The organism is Shewanella sp. 4t3-1-2LB (assembly GCF_017368415.1).
Lineage (GTDB): Bacteria > Pseudomonadota > Gammaproteobacteria > Enterobacterales > Shewanellaceae > Shewanella > Shewanella fodinae.
The window spans coordinates 21,519-37,168 of the sequence record NZ_JAFNJD010000049.1 but is presented as its reverse complement, the minus strand read 5'-3'; the positions used below and the strand labels follow the sequence as shown (position 1 = coordinate 37,168).

General features: G+C 46.5%; 13 protein-coding genes. 5 read left to right on the top strand and 8 right to left on the bottom strand.

Annotated features, from left to right (window positions below; genetic code table 11):
- Positions 1-199 precede the first annotated feature (199 nt).
- Positions 200-526, top strand: a complete 327-nt coding sequence (locus J3L11_RS16005; protein ID WP_001747905.1) for a helix-turn-helix domain-containing protein — start codon at positions 200-202, stop codon at positions 524-526.
- 30 nt (positions 527-556) lie between these two features.
- Here J3L11_RS16005 and J3L11_RS16000 read toward each other — a convergent pair whose 3' ends face one another.
- The 6 genes from J3L11_RS16000 to rpmH form a co-directional block, all read right to left on the bottom strand.
- Positions 557-1,714 carry a site-specific integrase gene (locus tag J3L11_RS16000; protein WP_048348990.1) on the bottom strand — a complete coding sequence of 386 codons (1,158 nt, stop codon included), beginning with the start codon at positions 1,712-1,714 and terminating at the stop codon, positions 557-559.
- A 197-nt stretch (positions 1,715-1,911) separates the two neighbouring features.
- On the bottom strand, positions 1,912-3,273 hold the full coding sequence (mnmE, locus tag J3L11_RS15995; protein WP_207571646.1) for a tRNA uridine-5-carboxymethylaminomethyl(34) synthesis GTPase MnmE: 1,362 nt from the start codon (positions 3,271-3,273) through the stop codon (positions 1,912-1,914).
- A 78-nt stretch (positions 3,274-3,351) separates the two neighbouring features.
- Positions 3,352-4,986 carry a membrane protein insertase YidC gene (gene yidC, locus J3L11_RS15990; RefSeq protein ID WP_207571645.1) on the bottom strand — a complete coding sequence of 545 codons (1,635 nt, stop codon included), beginning with the start codon at positions 4,984-4,986 and terminating at the stop codon, positions 3,352-3,354.
- Between the two features lie 3 nt (positions 4,987-4,989).
- The gene (gene yidD / locus J3L11_RS15985) at positions 4,990-5,244 is read right to left on the bottom strand and encodes a membrane protein insertion efficiency factor YidD (RefSeq protein ID WP_133038350.1); all 255 of its coding nucleotides are present in this window, start codon (positions 5,242-5,244) and stop codon (positions 4,990-4,992) included.
- A complete protein-coding gene (gene rnpA, locus J3L11_RS15980; protein ID WP_133038349.1) occupies positions 5,211-5,567 on the bottom strand; it encodes a ribonuclease P protein component in 357 nt (118 codons plus the stop codon). The genes yidD and rnpA overlap by 34 nt, the downstream gene beginning before the upstream one ends.
- A gap of 20 nt (positions 5,568-5,587) precedes the next feature.
- The gene (rpmH, locus tag J3L11_RS15975; protein ID WP_133038348.1) at positions 5,588-5,725 is read right to left on the bottom strand and encodes a 50S ribosomal protein L34; all 138 of its coding nucleotides are present in this window, start codon (positions 5,723-5,725) and stop codon (positions 5,588-5,590) included.
- A gap of 442 nt (positions 5,726-6,167) precedes the next feature.
- Here rpmH and dnaA point away from each other — a divergent pair, with 442 nt between their 5' ends.
- From dnaA to gyrB, 4 genes are read left to right on the top strand one after another with little or no spacing between them, the layout of a single operon-like run.
- Complete coding sequence (gene dnaA / locus J3L11_RS15970; RefSeq protein WP_133038347.1) at positions 6,168-7,559, top strand: chromosomal replication initiator protein DnaA; 1,392 nt, start codon at positions 6,168-6,170, stop codon at positions 7,557-7,559.
- 15 nt (positions 7,560-7,574) lie between these two features.
- Positions 7,575-8,675, top strand: a complete 1,101-nt coding sequence (gene dnaN, locus J3L11_RS15965) for a DNA polymerase III subunit beta (protein ID WP_189618272.1) — start codon at positions 7,575-7,577, stop codon at positions 8,673-8,675.
- Positions 8,676-8,687: 12 nt separating this feature from the next.
- Positions 8,688-9,770: a DNA replication/repair protein RecF gene (gene recF, locus J3L11_RS15960; RefSeq protein ID WP_207571644.1), complete on the top strand. Its 1,083-nt coding sequence runs from the start codon at positions 8,688-8,690 to the stop codon at positions 9,768-9,770.
- Between the two features lie 16 nt (positions 9,771-9,786).
- On the top strand, positions 9,787-12,204 hold the full coding sequence (gene gyrB / locus J3L11_RS15955; RefSeq protein WP_133038345.1) for a DNA topoisomerase (ATP-hydrolyzing) subunit B: 2,418 nt from the start codon (positions 9,787-9,789) through the stop codon (positions 12,202-12,204).
- A 439-nt stretch (positions 12,205-12,643) separates the two neighbouring features.
- On the opposite strand, the gene glyS is transcribed toward gyrB, so the two are convergent.
- Together glyS and glyQ are read right to left on the bottom strand one after the other, a co-directional pair.
- Positions 12,644-14,713, bottom strand: a complete 2,070-nt coding sequence (glyS, locus tag J3L11_RS15950; RefSeq protein WP_207571643.1) for a glycine--tRNA ligase subunit beta — start codon at positions 14,711-14,713, stop codon at positions 12,644-12,646.
- 12 nt (positions 14,714-14,725) lie between these two features.
- On the bottom strand, positions 14,726-15,631 hold the full coding sequence (gene glyQ / locus J3L11_RS15945) for a glycine--tRNA ligase subunit alpha (RefSeq protein WP_207571642.1): 906 nt from the start codon (positions 15,629-15,631) through the stop codon (positions 14,726-14,728).
- Positions 15,632-15,650 lie beyond the last annotated feature (19 nt).

Sequence of the window (15,650 nt, the reverse complement as noted above, 5' to 3'; positions counted from 1 at the left end):
GCCACGCATAATTTCCCCCCCCCTAAACCTATAGGTATTGCCTTTAAAAAAATCCTATAAAGATACCTATAGTTGAACCATGTTCAGGTGTTAATAACTTTGTTCGCGCCCTAAAAGGGCAGATCCAGAGCCGAGGATCTGAAACCTGTGTTGGTAGACTAAACCAGTCGATTATTTATGGGTTTCAGTAGATATGACTATGCAAGAGACAGAGTTGCTTAATAGTGTTTTGAAAGAACTGGCTGAGATAAAAAACATGCTCGCTAGCTCGTCAGGAGCAGACAAAGTTAATTTGGAAAAGGTAATGCTGAACATTGATGACTGTGCTGAGCTGACAGGGTTGTCAAAAGGTCATTTATACAAGTTAACCAGTCAAAATGTTATTCCGTTTTACAAACCAAATGGTTGTCGGATTTATTTTAAGCGGGAAGAAGTGATCGATTGGCTACAGTCCAACCGGGTCAAGACAAACACAGAAATTTCAAAGGAAGTGAGTTCGAGAATAATCAGGGGCCAAAGAAATTAATTTTTTTGGCCCTATGTCTATTGTTCTGTTTTAAAGACTGTCGGCAAAAATATCAGGAAAGCTCCGCATTGCGTCCCTTCTTCTTTGATCTAAGATATCAGCATAAATCTCAGTTGTTTTCAGTTCACTGTGGCCCAGCAAGCGTGATAATGAATAAATATCTAAGCCCCGCGCAAGCTGGTTAACTGCAAACGAGTGGCGACCGGCATGGAAAGTTACATGCTTGGTTATTCCAGCAAGCATTGCCCAATGAAGTAGCGCTACGTTGGTATAGCTGCTGTATCGCAATGCTTTAAACACGCGTTCATCGTTATCCTTGCGCTCTCCCATCAACCTTACCGCTGAATCTGGTAAGTCGAGGTATTGAAGTGCCGTTCCTCTATTCTGGATTTTTTTCTGCTTAAAAATGATTCGAAAATGGCCTTGCTCAAATTCTTCCACTTCTGACCAAACTAGCTTCTGTATGTCAGACCAGCGCAGTCCTGTTGTGCAGCTAAACAGAAAGGCTCGTTTAAGCACGTCATAGCGACATTCAGCTTTTGCCATAGCTTTTATCTCTTCCAGAGTCAGATAAACCCTTTGGTTTGTTTCTGGTTTAACGCTTTTCACCGTCCGAACAGGGTTATCTCTGATAATCCCCTCTTGGTATGCCTGATTCAGGGCCGCCCTTATTTTATTGAAGTAACTGCTTACTGTATTTCTTGACAGCAGTTGATCAGATTTCGTCGTTGCACTTTTCAAAAGATAAGTTTTAAAACCCTCAAGAAAGGCTCTATCAATATCTTCGAATGTGAGTTCTGCTCGCCCATGGTAGCGTCTCAGATGATGTCCGGCTGAGATCCAAATTGAATAATTGGATTTACTGCCAGAAGCTTTGCTATCGGTAACTGAATCGTAATAATCGAAGAAACTGGCAGAGAGTTTAGTTCGATCCTCCAGCTTATGCTTTGATGTCTCGCTCTCAAGAAGTCTCTTAGATCGCACAGCTTCAGCGATCCTTAAAGCTTCTTTATTGTGCTCTCGCTCTGCTGGAGAGCGCGGTTTGTCATAGATGAAGATGTCTAGTGGCTCGTGTGAACGTTTCAGTTTACGTTGCCCGTCTTCAACGTTGGAACCGTAGTAATATACCAAGCGCAAAGAGCGTTTTCCTTCGCGGTCTGGCTGTCGCTTTTCGATAGATACTTTCATTGATGGTTTTCCCCCGTGTTCCCCACGATTATATGGCTGGGGAACACACAGGGCAATATATGACCAAAAGAACACAGGAGAAGTAAAAAGAAAACTAAAAAACATCGTTAGATTTATTTTTTTTGTGTTCAAAATCAATGTTTTAGTTTGTTTTCTTTTGGTGTCTTTTGACTTCTTTTTCTTTCAAGTCTATAACTTCACTTCCCGATACAGAAGCTGGAAAAAATTCTCCCCAGGAGATCGTCTGAGGTAAATTGGCCGGTGATCTCGGCCAGAGCCTGTTGAGTCATGCGCAGTTCTTCAGCCAGCAGTTCTCCAGCTTGGAAAATTTCCAGTTGTTGTTTTCCTTGCATTAAATGTTGGCTGGCTTTTTCTAGTGCATCGAGATGACGACGACGGGCAATGAAGCTACCTTCCAGATTGCTCTGATAACCCATGAGTTGTTTCAGATGCTGTGTTAACTCTGCCATGCCCAGGCCTGTTTTGGCTGAGATTCGATAGACGCTGTAACCTTGTTCTTCGGTTGGAGCTAAAGCCTCTCCGGTTAAATCGGCTTTATTGCGGACTACGGTAATGCCGAGTTTGGTCGGTAATCGGTCAATAAAATCTGGCCATATCTCCTTCGGATTGACTGCGTTAGTATCAGTGCCATCAACCATGAATAGCACTCTGTCAGCGGTGGCTATTTCTGCCCAGGCGCGCTCAATACCAATTTTTTCGACGGTGTCTTCGGTATCTCTGAGTCCAGCAGTGTCAATCACGTGTAACGGCATACCGTCGAGATGGATGTGTTCCCGCAATACATCGCGGGTGGTACCGGCTATCTCGGTTACAATTGCGGATTCTTTCCCTGCAAGCGCATTCAGTAGGCTGGATTTCCCGGCATTGGGGCGGCCAGCGATCACCACTTTCATGCCTTCACGGATCAGTGCGCCTTGTTGAGCGCTTTGCTGCACATCGCTGAGTTTGTCGATGATGCGATATAAGGCGTTAGCAATTTTGCCATCGGAAAGAAAATCGACTTCTTCATCTGGAAAATCAATCGCGGCTTCGACATAAAGGCGCAGATTAGTGACTTGCTCCACCAGTTGATGTACTTCCTTGGAAAACTCGCCCTGTAAAGATGCCATCGCACTTTTTGCAGCTTGTTCGCTGGTGGCTTCAATCAAGTCGGCAATGGCTTCGGCCTGGGCAAGATCTAATTTGTCATTTAGAAAGGCTTGTTCACTGAATTCCCCCGGGCGAGCCATGCGCACACCTTCTAGTTCCAATATGGTCTTTATCAGCATATCCATGACAATTTGACCACCGTGTCCCTGTAACTCCAATACATCTTCGCCAGTGAAGGAGTTGGGGCCTTTAAAAAACAAGGCGATACCCTGATCTAAGGTATGTCCTTGGTTGTTTTTAAATGAACAGTAATCCGCATAGCGAACTTTAGGCAGATGACCAAGTACTTTCATGGCAACGTCTGCGGCTTTGTCACCGGAGACTCTGACTATGCCCACACCGCCTTTTCCTGGCGCGGTTGCCTGCGCCACAATGGTATCTGCTGCCACACTTTTTTCCTTTGTTGTTTTCAGAAGCTGAATAATCAAAAGGCGGCCATCAGCCGCCTTTTGGGGAAGAGTTTCGGGTTATTTCAAGCCTTTCTTCTCTAGTCCGGCGTAGATAATCTTCTGTTGGATAATAGCCACAATGTTACCCATCAACCAGTACAGTACTAGGCCAGATGGGAACCACAGGAAGAATACTGTAAATACCACTGGCATATACTGCATCATCTTTGCCTGCATAGGATCCATAGTGGGGGACATCGGCTGTAGTTTCTGCATGATGAACATAGAGACGCCATTCAGAATAGGCAGTACATAGTACGGGTCTTGTACTGACAAGTCGTGGATCCACAGCATGAATGGGGCGTGGCGTAATTCTACACTTTCAAGTAGAACCCAGTATAAGGCTAAGAAGATTGGCATCTGCAGCATGATGGGCAGACAGCCTCCCATTGGGTTAACCTTCTCTTTCTTATACATCTCCATCATAGCCTGACCCATCTTTTGGCGATCATCACCAAAACGGTCTTTCAACTCTTGGATTTTTGGCTGTAGATTACGCATCTTCGCCATAGAGGTGTATTGGGCGCGAGTAAGCGGGAACAGAATACCGCGCACGGTAAAGGTGATCAGAATAATTGCCAACCCCCAGTTACCCACAAACGAATGGAAGAACATCATTAGCTTGTAGATAGGCACAGCTAACCACCACAATACACCGTAATCAACCACTAGATTTAAGGTATCGGACAGTTCTGAAAGTGCGGCCTGATCTTTTGGACCAACATAGAAATCGGCCCCTACAGTTGCAGTTTTACCTGGTGCTACGGTATCCGCTTTACCACGGAAACCTATATTAGCCATAGTGCCGTTGCTGACGCTGGAATAAATAAGATTACTTTGATCCGCTGGTGGAACCCAAGCTGATACAAAGTAGTGTTGCAACATGGCTACCCAACCGCCTTGGGTCTCTTTGTGCAGATCCTTTTCTGTGATCTCGTCAAATTTGTACTTTTCATAACGGGTATCAGCGGTGGAATACGCCGCACCTCGATATGTTGGCATCATCATATGGCTATCGGATGGTTTGATAGTCTGTTTAATTTGACCATACATCTGCACCTGCAATGGCGCAGATGTCGTGTTATCAATCTGATAATCTACCCGGATATCAAATTTACCCTTACGGAAAGTAAATATCTTGGTGTATTTCACGCCGTTTGGCGCGGTATAGGTCATGGGCACTTGCAGTGTGTCATTACCATCTTTCATCTGAAATTCAGTACTTGCCACCGTATAGGTTGGGCGGCCAGCGCTGCTGTCAATACCACCACTACCAATCAGGCCGCTTTGCGCAACGTAGGTAAATCCTGGTTTTTGTTCTAAAAGTACAAAAGGATCGTCTTTACCTTGCTCCAGTTTATGAGCAACTAGCGCCGCGTGTACTATGTCCCCACCAACAGGGTTGATCAGTACGTCTAACTGATCTGTTTTAACCCGCACTAACTCTTTGGAGGCAACAACTGGATGTTCTTCCGGTACACCAGCCTTACTGTCGGCATTGGGCACGTCATTTTGAAGGGTGTCCTGATTTGAGGATGTTACTGTTGTTTCAGTAACGGCTGGTTTTGGCGCTTTATCTGTCTGCCATTGCTGCCAAATCATAAAACTGACAGCTAACAGCGCGATAAGCAGAATATTGCGTTGAGATTCCATAGCCTATTTATTACACCTGTTCTTTTTAGGAGGTACGGGGTCGTTGCCGCCCGGATGCAAAGGGTGACATTTTAATATGCGTTTTATAGCAAACCAACTCCCTTTGACAGTTCCGTGCACTTGCACAGCTTCTATCGCGTAATGGGAGCAGGAAGGGTTGAATCGGCAGCGCTGTCCCAGCATCGGGCTGATAAAAAGCTGGTAGCCTCTGATGACTTTAATAATCAACCATTGAAACGGCGACTGAGTTTGCGCCATAACTTTTCCACCAATTTCCTGAGCTGTTCATTCTCCAGCTCCAGAACACCGCCGCGAACCAATACCACAATGTCCACCGGTGGCAGATTATACTGATTTAGTCTGAAACTTTCGCGTACAACGCGTTTGACTCTGTTGCGCTGGTTAGCTCTTTTTACATGACGCTTGGCAACAGTCAAGCCTAATCTGGGATGTTCCAGACCATTAGGGGTCGCCAACAGAGTTATTTCAGCAGAAGAAGCTTTTTGCGGGTTGGTAAAAACAGAATTGAATTGTGCGGGAGTTAACAAGCGTAACTCCCGCGAAAAGGTGTAGCTAGTCACCTAATTGTCTACTTGCTTAATTAAGCAGAAAGACGAGCGCGACCTTTAGCACGGCGACGAGCCAGTACCTTGCGGCCGTTAGCTGTAGCCATACGAGCGCGGAAGCCGTGAGTACGCTTGCGCTTCAGGTTGCTTGGTTGAAAAGTACGTTTACTCATGATGGCAATCCGTCTTTGTTAGTTAATTTTCCTCTACCGGGAAAATTCGGAGAGGGTATAAAAAAGAGGCCGAATTGTAATCACATTTGTTTTGGACGTCAATAAGCAGAATGTCCGGTATATGTAATTACTGCCTCTATTTAGCGATCGGTTGATGTGGTTAACATACAATATGTGGATAACTCTGTGTATTTACCACAATATATAGTAGCCAAAGCGGCTATCAATAGATCGCTGGGGCGGCATTATAGATCAACTCAGATCCCTTAATAAAGTGGTAAATATCATGGATTATCCCCCCAGAGATCCTGTAGGATCTGACAGGATCTAACGGGTGGTAAGATCTCGATCGCTTTGGGGATAATTATGCTTCGACCATAGCGATTATTCAGATCTCTCTATAGAATAGCCTCCCTTGAGGAGATGGATTGGGGATAAGTTTGTGACTGTTTCACTATGGCAGCAATGTGTCGGCAGATTGCAAGACGAGCTTTCAGCTCAGCAGTTCAGTATGTGGATCAGACCATTGCAGGCTGAAATGGATGGTGAAACCTTGGTATTGTACGCGCCCAACCGGTTTGTGCTGGACTGGGTAAGGGATAAGTATCTCAATATTATTAACCAGTTTTTTAGCGAACACCTCGGAAGTGAAGCCCCTAAACTCCGTTTTGATATAGGCAGCCGTCCGGCCCCTCGGACTGAGGTTGTTAGCTCGGCCATTAATAACAAAAACCATACTCGCCCAGTGACTAAATCTAGCGTAGCGGCAGTATTCAATAATGATGATGAAGAGCCCGTTAGCAATCATCCATACCGCAGCAATATTAATCCAACTTACCAGTTTGATAACTTTGTTGAAGGTAAGTCTAACCAGTTAGGTAAAGCAGCAGCGCAACAGGTTTCTGAAAACCCAGGCGGTGCTTACAACCCATTGTTTCTATACGGTGGTACCGGTTTAGGTAAAACCCATCTGCTACACGCTGTTGGCAATGGCATTCTTAAAAACAATCCTCATGCCAAAGTGGTGTATATGCATTCTGAGCGGTTTGTTCAGGATATGGTTAAGGCATTGCAGAATAACGCTATTGAGGATTTTAAACGTTATTATCGCAGCGTTGACGCCCTGTTTATTGATGATATTCAGTTTTTTGCCAACAAAGATCGTTCCCAGGAAGAGTTTTTCCATACCTTTAATGCGTTGCTGGAAGGCAATCATCAGATCATTCTAACCTCAGACCGTTATCCCAAAGAGATTGATGGGGTTGAAGATCGACTGAAGTCTCGCTTTGGTTGGGGTCTTACTGTCGCAATTGAACCGCCGGAATTGGAAACACGGGTGGCAATTCTGATGCGCAAGGCGTTAGAAAACGGTATTAACTTGCCGGATGAAGTGGCTTTTTTTATTGCTAAACGCTTACGTTCGAATGTGCGTGAGCTTGAAGGTGCTTTAAACCGGGTGATCGCTAATGCAAACTTCACCGGTCGACCAATTACTATCGATTTTGTGCGCGAAGCACTGCGTGACCTATTGGCTCTGCAGGAAAAATTAGTCACTATAGACAATATTCAGAAAACAGTCGCTGAATACTACAAGATCAAGATGGCGGATATGTTGTCCAAGCGACGCTCCCGTAGTGTTGCCCGTCCTCGACAGATGGCTATGGCACTTTCTAAAGAGCTGACTAACCAGAGTCTGCCCGAAATCGGTGATGCTTTTGGCGGACGAGATCATACGACAGTGTTACATGCCTGTCGCAAAATTGCCCAGCTCAGAGAAGAGAGCCACGACATCAAAGAAGATTACGCCAACTTGATCCGAACCTTATCTTCTTAATCAGGGAACAGAATAATGAAATTTTCAATTGATAGGGATGACCTATTGAAGCCATTGCAACTGGTCAGTGGTGCGGTTGAAAGAAGGCATAACCTGCCAATTCTGGCAAATCTCCTTGTGGAAGTAAGTAATCACTCACTAAAGTTTACTGGCACCGATTTAGAAGTTGAGTTGGTTGGCAGCGCCGCCATCAGTGGCGATGTGCAGGAAGGGCGTACTACAGTACCAGCCAAAAAGTTGTTGGATATTGTTAAATCCCTACCAGAACAGAGTGAAGTCAAGATAGAGCAGCAGGAAAACAAATGGTTGCTACGTTGTGGCCGCAGCCGCTTCACTCTGGCAACTTTGCCTGCAGAAGAATATCCCAACGTCGAAAGTTTTCAGCCCAATATTGAATTCTCTATCAAACAGGGCACGCTGAAATCGCTGATCGATGCGACCCAGTTTTCTATGGCTAACCAGGATGTGCGTTATTACCTCAACGGTTTGTTGTTTGAAACCGAAGGTAATGTGTTGCGAACGGTTGCTACAGATGGTCACCGCTTGGCGCTGAGCCATCGCGCGATTGATGCTTCTTTGCCCGAAAACCAAGTGATTGTTCCCCGTAAGGGCGTCGTGGAATTGGCGCGTTTATTAGATGCTGATGATCAGGAAATCAGCATTGCCATTGGTGATAATGCTATTCGTGCCACTACCGCGGCGGCGGTACTCACCAGTAAGCTGGTGGATGGCCGTTTTCCTGATTATCGCCGAGTGTTACCTAAGGGCGGCGACAAAATCGTGCTCGCTAGCCGTAATGCCTTACGTCAGGCGTTATTACGAGCTTCTATTTTGTCAAATGAGAAGTTCCGAGGGGTGCGGGTACAGCTGGAAAATTCATTGTTAAAAATTACTGCTAACAATCCTGAACAGGAAGAGGCTGAAGAAATCATCGATGTGGAATATGGTGGTGACGCCCTGGAAATTGGCTTTAACGTCTCCTATTTGCTGGATGTGCTCAACAGCCTTAAATCTGATGATGTGCGAATTACCCTCAGTGACGGCAACTCTAGCGCCCTGATTGAAAATCATCAGGAAGAAGACTCTATGTATGTAGTAATGCCTATGCGGCTGTAAGCCGGGCGTTGCATGAGTCTCAGCCAGTTTAATATTCAACATTTTCGTAATATTGCTTCAGCCCAACTGCAACCTGGCAGTGGGCTGAATCTTATTTATGGACAAAATGGCAGTGGCAAAACCAGCATACTAGAGGCGATTTATTTCCTGGGTATGGGGCGTTCGTTCCGCAGTCATTTGGCCCAACGTGTCATCTGTAATGAGCAAGAACAATTAACACTGTTTGCTAGGTTACAGGTGCACGACACTCAGCATAAAGTCGGCGTGCGCCGTTTCCGTAATGGTGATACCGATGTCAAAATTGATGGCGAAAAAATCAAGCGGTTATCGATACTCGCAGAGACATTGCCAATACAACTGATCACGCCTGAGAGTTTTTCCCTACTATTTGAAGGTCCGAAAGCGAGACGCCAGTTTATCGACTGGGGAGCGTTCCATTCAGACCCAATGTTTTATCCACAATGGATGAACGTCAGGCGAGTGTTGAAGCAGCGCAACCAGCTGTTACGAGATGGCGCCAACTATCAGCAGATAGCCTATTGGGATCGCGAATTTGTGCGTTATTCAGAGGCGGTTACTGCTATACGAAACCATTATGTGGACTCGTTAAATGGACTGTTAAAGGGTATAATCGGAGAGTTTTTACCACAGGCAGACATCAGGGTTTCTTTTACTCGTGGTTGGGACAGTAAAATGCCTCTGGCTGAGCTGTTAGAAGCGCAATACAGCCGCGATGTAGTGATGGGATTTACGGTGAGCGGACCCCATAAAGCAGATTTGCGTTTACGGGTCGGTAATTTGCCCGCTCAGGATGCGTTATCCCGGGGACAGCTTAAGCTGCTGGTGTGTGCGCTGCGGATTGCACAAGGAAAGTTGCTAAAACAACAGCAGGATAAAGACAGTATCTATCTGGTGGACGATCTGCCGTCAGAACTGGATGCCAAACACAGGCAGTTATTGCTACAGCAATTGAGTGAGACCGGTGCGCAAGTATTTGTTACTGCCATTGATCCAGCTGCAATAGCTGATTCATTAAACACTCCACCGGAACGGATTTTCCGGGTAGAACAGGGGAGTGTGACGGTCATTGAATAACCGATGAGAGATTAGTATGTCAGAGAACAGTTATGATTCTTCGAGTATCAAGGTCCTAAAGGGCCTTGATGCGGTTCGGAAAAGACCCGGAATGTATATTGGCGATACCGATGATGGCACGGGGTTGCATCATATGGTATTCGAGGTGGTTGATAATTCCATTGACGAGGCTCTGGCGGGTTACTGTAAAGACATCGTGATTACCATTCACATGGATGGCTCGGTATCAGTCAAAGACGATGGTCGCGGTATTCCAGTGGCTATCCATCCAGAAGAAGGGGTATCGGCAGCACAGGTGATCATGACGGTGTTACACGCCGGCGGTAAGTTTGATGATAACTCTTACAAAGTGTCTGGTGGTTTGCACGGTGTGGGTGTGTCCGTGGTTAACGCTCTGTCGGAGAAATTAAAACTCACAATTCGTCGAGACGGTAAAACATACGAACAGTATTACAGCCATGGTAATCCGGTTGACCCTATAAAAGAGATCGGTACCTCAGAGCATACAGGAACAGAAATCCGCTTCTGGCCAAGCAAACAAACCTTTACTGATGTTGAATTTCATTATGAAATTCTGGCTAAACGAGTGCGGGAGTTGTCATTCCTAAACTCAGGTGTTGGCATCCGCCTATTAGACGAACGCGATCATAAAGACGACTTCTTCCATTACGAAGGGGGGATTCGCGCCTTTGTTGAATACCTGAACCGCAACAAGACTCCGGTTAATAAAGATATTTTCCATTTTTCGCAGGAACGGGACGACGGCATTACTGTGGAAGTGGCAATGCAGTGGAATGACGGTTTCCAGGAAAATATCCTGTGTTTTACCAATAATATTCCACAACGTGATGGCGGTACGCATTTGGCGGGCTTCCGCGCCGCATTGACCCGTAACCTTAACAACTACATGGAAGCGGAAGGTTACAACAAAAAGAATAAAACCAATGCTACGGGCGATGATGCGCGTGAAGGGTTGACTGCGGTTGTCTCCGTGAAGGTGCCCGATCCTAAATTCAGCTCCCAGACCAAAGATAAGCTGGTATCCAGCGAAGTTAAGACAGCAGTAGAGCAAACCATGGCTGAGAAGCTAAATGATTATCTGCTGGAAAACCCTAACGAAGCGCGGCTGGTAGTCAGTAAAATTATTGATGCTGCCCGTGCCCGTGAAGCCGCGCGTAAGGCCCGTGAAATGACACGCCGTAAAGGTGCGTTGGATCTCGGCGGCTTGCCAGGTAAATTAGCTGATTGTCAGGAAAAAGACCCTGGTCTGTCTGAAATCTACATTGTGGAAGGGGACTCGGCTGGTGGCAGTGCCAAACAGGGCCGTAACCGTAAAAATCAGGCAATTCTACCTTTGAAAGGTAAGATCCTTAACGTAGAAAAAGCCCGATTTGACAAGATGTTGTCGTCTCAGGAAGTGGCTTCATTGATCACCGCGCTGGGCTGTGGAATTGGTCGTGATGAATACAATCCGGACAAAACCCGTTACCACAACATTATTATCATGACCGATGCTGATGTGGATGGTTCGCATATCCGTACGTTATTGCTAACGTTCTTCTTCCGGCAGATGCCGGAGTTGCTGGAGCGTGGTTATGTGTATATCGCGCAACCACCATTGTTTAAAGTTAAAAAAGGTAAGCAAGAACAATACCTTAAAGATGAATCTGCATTAACCGAGTATTTGACCTCTCAAGCGTTGGATGGTGGTTGTATCTATCCATCTAAAGACGCCCCAGCTATGGCGGGCGCTGCATTGGAACGGCTGGTGTTGCAGTATCGTGAGGTTGAGCATATTGTCGAACGCCTAGAAAAACGTTTTCCAACCAACGTTACTGATCGAATGATTTATCATCCGCGAGTGACGGCTGACATGCTGGCAGATGAAGCTCTGATGGTCGGATGGTGTAAGGCGTTGCTGGAAGATCTGCAAAATCGCGAGACACATGGTGTGCTTTATAAGTTGGAACCTATTCTCGAGCCTGAACGCAAAGTCTATCTGCCGCAGCTGACCGTGCGTAAGCATGGTATCGATAATCACTATCTGTTCAGTTATGACTTTTTCCATGGTGCGGATTACCGACATATCGCTGATCTCGGTGAACAGCTTGATGGGCTGATTGAAGACTCAGGTTATGTGCAGCGTGGCGAACGTAAGAAAGATGTAAGTACCTTCGCCGAAGCGCTGGAATGGCTGGTGGCCGAATCCAAACGCGGTATTTATATCCAGCGTTACAAAGGATTGGGGGAGATGAATCCGGAGCAGCTATGGGAAACCACAATGGACCCCGAAACTCGGCGAATGTTGCAGGTGACTATTGAAGATGCGATAGGTGCAGATCAGCTGTTTAACACGCTGATGGGCGATGCGGTTGAACCTCGTCGCGAGTTCATTGAGTCCAATGCCTTAAACGTATCGAATCTGGATGTATAAGGCGTAAATTGCTTTTGTGACATGAAAGGGGGAGACAGACACATTGGTCTCCCTTTTTTATGTCTATAAAATCTGGCATTAAGCCTCTAAAGTTCAGTTGTGGTGACATAACATACGGATATCACAAGGCTCGCGATCTGTTTGGCTGTCTATGGGATCTTATGATTGCTATCCCAAAATTTTTCCAACAGCTAACCCCTTAGTCTTGTCTCTTCAGACGTGGATAAAGCACAGGGGGTACGCAATTGATCTATAACGTTGTTGCAGAGTGCGGCAAGCATGCCGCAGATTGTCTGAATGGTTAGAGTGGCGAAGGCCGGATGTTAGCGAGACGATAATCTGGCCAGAGATTGCTGGGGCTACAATAATAACATTAAAAATCAATAAAATAGAAAGCTCGCCAATTGGCGAGCTTTCTATTTTAATAGCCGTTTTATGCTTACTGTAGCAACGAGATATCAGCAATACGCAGGAATTGGTCACGCAATTGATTCAGCAGCGCTAAACGATTATCGCGCAATTGTGGATCATCAGCCATCACCATCACTTGCTCAAAAAACAGGTCAACACTATCACGCAGTTGCGCCAGTAGTGTCAGCGCTTGTTGATAGTCACCAGTAGCAAACAGAGGCTCTAATTGAGGGATCAACGCTGCTAATGTTGTTGATAGTGCTTTTTCTGCAGGTTCAAGCAATAGGTTATTGTTCACTGTCTGGGGTAATTCCCCCGTAACTTTTGACAGTATGTTAGACACGCGTTTATTGGCAGCCGCCAGCGCTGTAGCTTGTTCCAGTTCACGGAAGTGTGCTACTGCCAGAATGCGGTTATCAAAGTCGGTTGGTCTGGTGGGGTAGCGCGCCAGCACAGCCAAGATCACATCGGTACTTATACCTTTATCTTGGTACCAGGCGCGGAAACGTCCCATCAAAAATTCCAATACTTCTGTGGCAGTATTATCGTTGGAGAGGTTGCTACCATGTGCTTTGACTGCATAGCCAATTAGATCAACCAGATCCAATGACAGTTTGTTTTCCACAATAATGCGCAGCACCCCGATAGCGGCACGGCGCAGTGCAAACGGATCAGCGGCTCCTTTAGGCGCTTGACCAATGCCAAAAATACCGGTCAGGGTATCTAGCTTTTCGGCCAGTGCTACCGCACAACTTACTGGTGCTGTTGGTACCGAATCACCGGAAAAACGAGGTTTGTATTGCTCATCCAATGCCAGCGCTACGGCTTCTGATTCACCATCTAAGCGAGCATAGTGCATCCCCATGGTGCCTTGCGTATCAGTAAACTCCATCACCATGTTGGTCATCAAATCCGTTTTTGATAGCAGACCGGCACGTTTGGCGTCTGTTTCATTGGCATCTATGCCTGCTGCGATAAACCCTGCAACTTGGGATATGCGTTGTACGCGGTCTTTCAATGTGCCAAGTTGCTTTTGGAATATCACGCTATCTAAGCTGTCGATACGAGAGGCTAAGGTGTGTTTCTTATCGGTATTAAAGAAGAACTCTGCATCTGCCAGACGCGGGCGCACGACTTTTTCGTTACCAGCAATAATTTGTGATGGATCTTTCGATTCGATGTTGGCGACAAAGATGAAGTGAGGCATCAGTTTGCCTGTCACATCGAAGACCGGGAAGTACTTCTGGTCACCTTTCATTGTGTAGACCAGTGCTTCGGCGGGAACAGCTAAGAATTTTTCCTCAAATGCTGCGGTCAGTACCACGGGCCATTCCACCAATGACGTGACTTCTTCTAGTAAGCTGTCACTGATATCGGCTTTACCACCCAGCGTTACCGCAGCGGCTTCGGCGTCAGTTTTGATAATGGCTTTGCGTTTATCATAGTCAGCAATCACTTTACCGCGTTCGTATAAGGCGCTCAGATAGTTGTCCGCATGATCCAGTTCAAAACTGGCTTCGCCCATAAAGCGATGGCCGCGGATGGTTCTGGCTGAATCGATACCCAGCACTGTACCGGGAACGACTTTGTCACCCAGCAACATAGTAACGGTATGAACTGGCCGAATAAACTGAGTTTTATTACTGCCCCAACGCATGGGTTTTGGAATGGGAAGTTTATCCAATGCCTGTTGGGTCATAGCTGGTATCAGCGTTTCTGTGCTGACGCCTTCCACCTTGGCGTGATAAACCAGCCATTCACCTTTGTCGGTATTTAAGCGTTCTGCTTGGTCTACGGTAATACCATTACCACGGGCCCAGCCTTGAGCAGCCTTAGTTGGCTTTCCGTCCGCATCAAAGGCGGCTGCCACTGATGGACCGCGTTTTTCAACAACCTTGTCTTCCTGTGCCAGCGCTAGTTTCTCGATATAGAGTGCCAGTCTTCTGGGCGCGGCATACCAACATGCGTTAGCAAAGGGAAGTTCTGCTTTATTCAATTCTTCTGTGAAATTGGTCAGGAACGATTCCGCCAAACTGCGTAAGGCTTTGGGTGGGAGTTCTTCGGTACCGATTTCGATGAGTAAGTTTTCAAAATTCATTAGTGTCTGACCTCACTTACACATTGGGAAACCCAGCGCCTCCCGGGCCTGGTAATAAGCTTCAGCAACCGCCTTGGCCATAGTACGAACGCGCAATATATAGCGTTGCCTTTCGGTCACAGAAATAGCATGGCGAGCATCCAGTAAATTGAATGCATGGGACGCTTTCATCACTTGTTCATAGGCGGGCAGTGGTAAGGGTTTGTCTAATGCTAGTAGTTGTTGGCAACTCTTCTCACACTGGTCAAACATTCCCAAAAGGAAATCTACATCGGCATATTCGAAGTTGTAGGTGGATTGCTCGACTTCGTTCTGATGAAAGACGTCACCATAGGTGATTTTACCACGCGGACCATCTGTCCAGACTAGGTCATAGACACTGTTCACGCCTTGGATATACATAGCTAAACGTTCTAGGCCGTAGGTAATTTCACCGGTGACTGGACTGCATTCTAAGCCGCCAACTTGCTGAAAATACGTAAATTGTGTGACTTCCATACCGTTTAACCACACTTCCCAACCAAGCCCCCAGGCCCCTAGTGTTGGCGATTCCCAATTGTCTTCAACAAAGCGGATGTCATGGATAGTGGGGTCAATCCCCAATGCCTTTAATGAACCCAGATACAGTTCTTGGATGTTGTCCGGCGAAGGCTTTAGCACCACTTGAAACTGGTAGTAGTGTTGTAAGCGGTTAGGGTTTTCGCCGTAACGGCCGTCAGTCGGTCGGCGCGAAGGTTGCACATAAGCACTGCTCATGGGCTCCGGCCCTAAAGAGCGGAGGAATGTTTGTGGGTGGAATGTTCCCGCACCGACCTCCATATCCAGGGGTTGCACGATTGCACAGCCTTGCTGTGCCCAATAATCCTGCAGGGTCAGAATGAAGCCCTGGAATGTTTTCACATCATATTTGGTCGTCATATCTACTGCTGTCAGCCGT

Bases quoted from the DNA above. Each gene is read 5' to 3' on its own strand.
- gyrB (WP_133038345.1), top strand. From the start codon at position 9,787: ATGTCAGAGAACAGTTATGATTCTTCGAGTATCAAGGTCCTAAAGGGC.
- J3L11_RS16000 (WP_048348990.1), bottom strand. From the start codon at position 1,714: ATGAAAGTATCTATCGAAAAGCGACAGCCAGACCGCGAAGGAAAACGC.
- rpmH (WP_133038348.1), bottom strand. From the start codon at position 5,725: ATGAGTAAACGTACTTTTCAACCAAGCAACCTGAAGCGCAAGCGTACT.
- yidC (WP_207571645.1), bottom strand. From the start codon at position 4,986: ATGGAATCTCAACGCAATATTCTGCTTATCGCGCTGTTAGCTGTCAGT.
- J3L11_RS16005 (WP_001747905.1), top strand. From the start codon at position 200: ATGCAAGAGACAGAGTTGCTTAATAGTGTTTTGAAAGAACTGGCTGAG.
- dnaN (WP_189618272.1), top strand. From the start codon at position 7,575: ATGAAATTTTCAATTGATAGGGATGACCTATTGAAGCCATTGCAACTG.
- glyS (WP_207571643.1), bottom strand. From the start codon at position 14,713: ATGAATTTTGAAAACTTACTCATCGAAATCGGTACCGAAGAACTCCCA.
- recF (WP_207571644.1), top strand. From the start codon at position 8,688: ATGAGTCTCAGCCAGTTTAATATTCAACATTTTCGTAATATTGCTTCA.
- glyQ (WP_207571642.1), bottom strand. From the start codon at position 15,631: ATGACGACCAAATATGATGTGAAAACATTCCAGGGCTTCATTCTGACC.
- yidD (WP_133038350.1), bottom strand. From the start codon at position 5,244: ATGGCGCAAACTCAGTCGCCGTTTCAATGGTTGATTATTAAAGTCATC.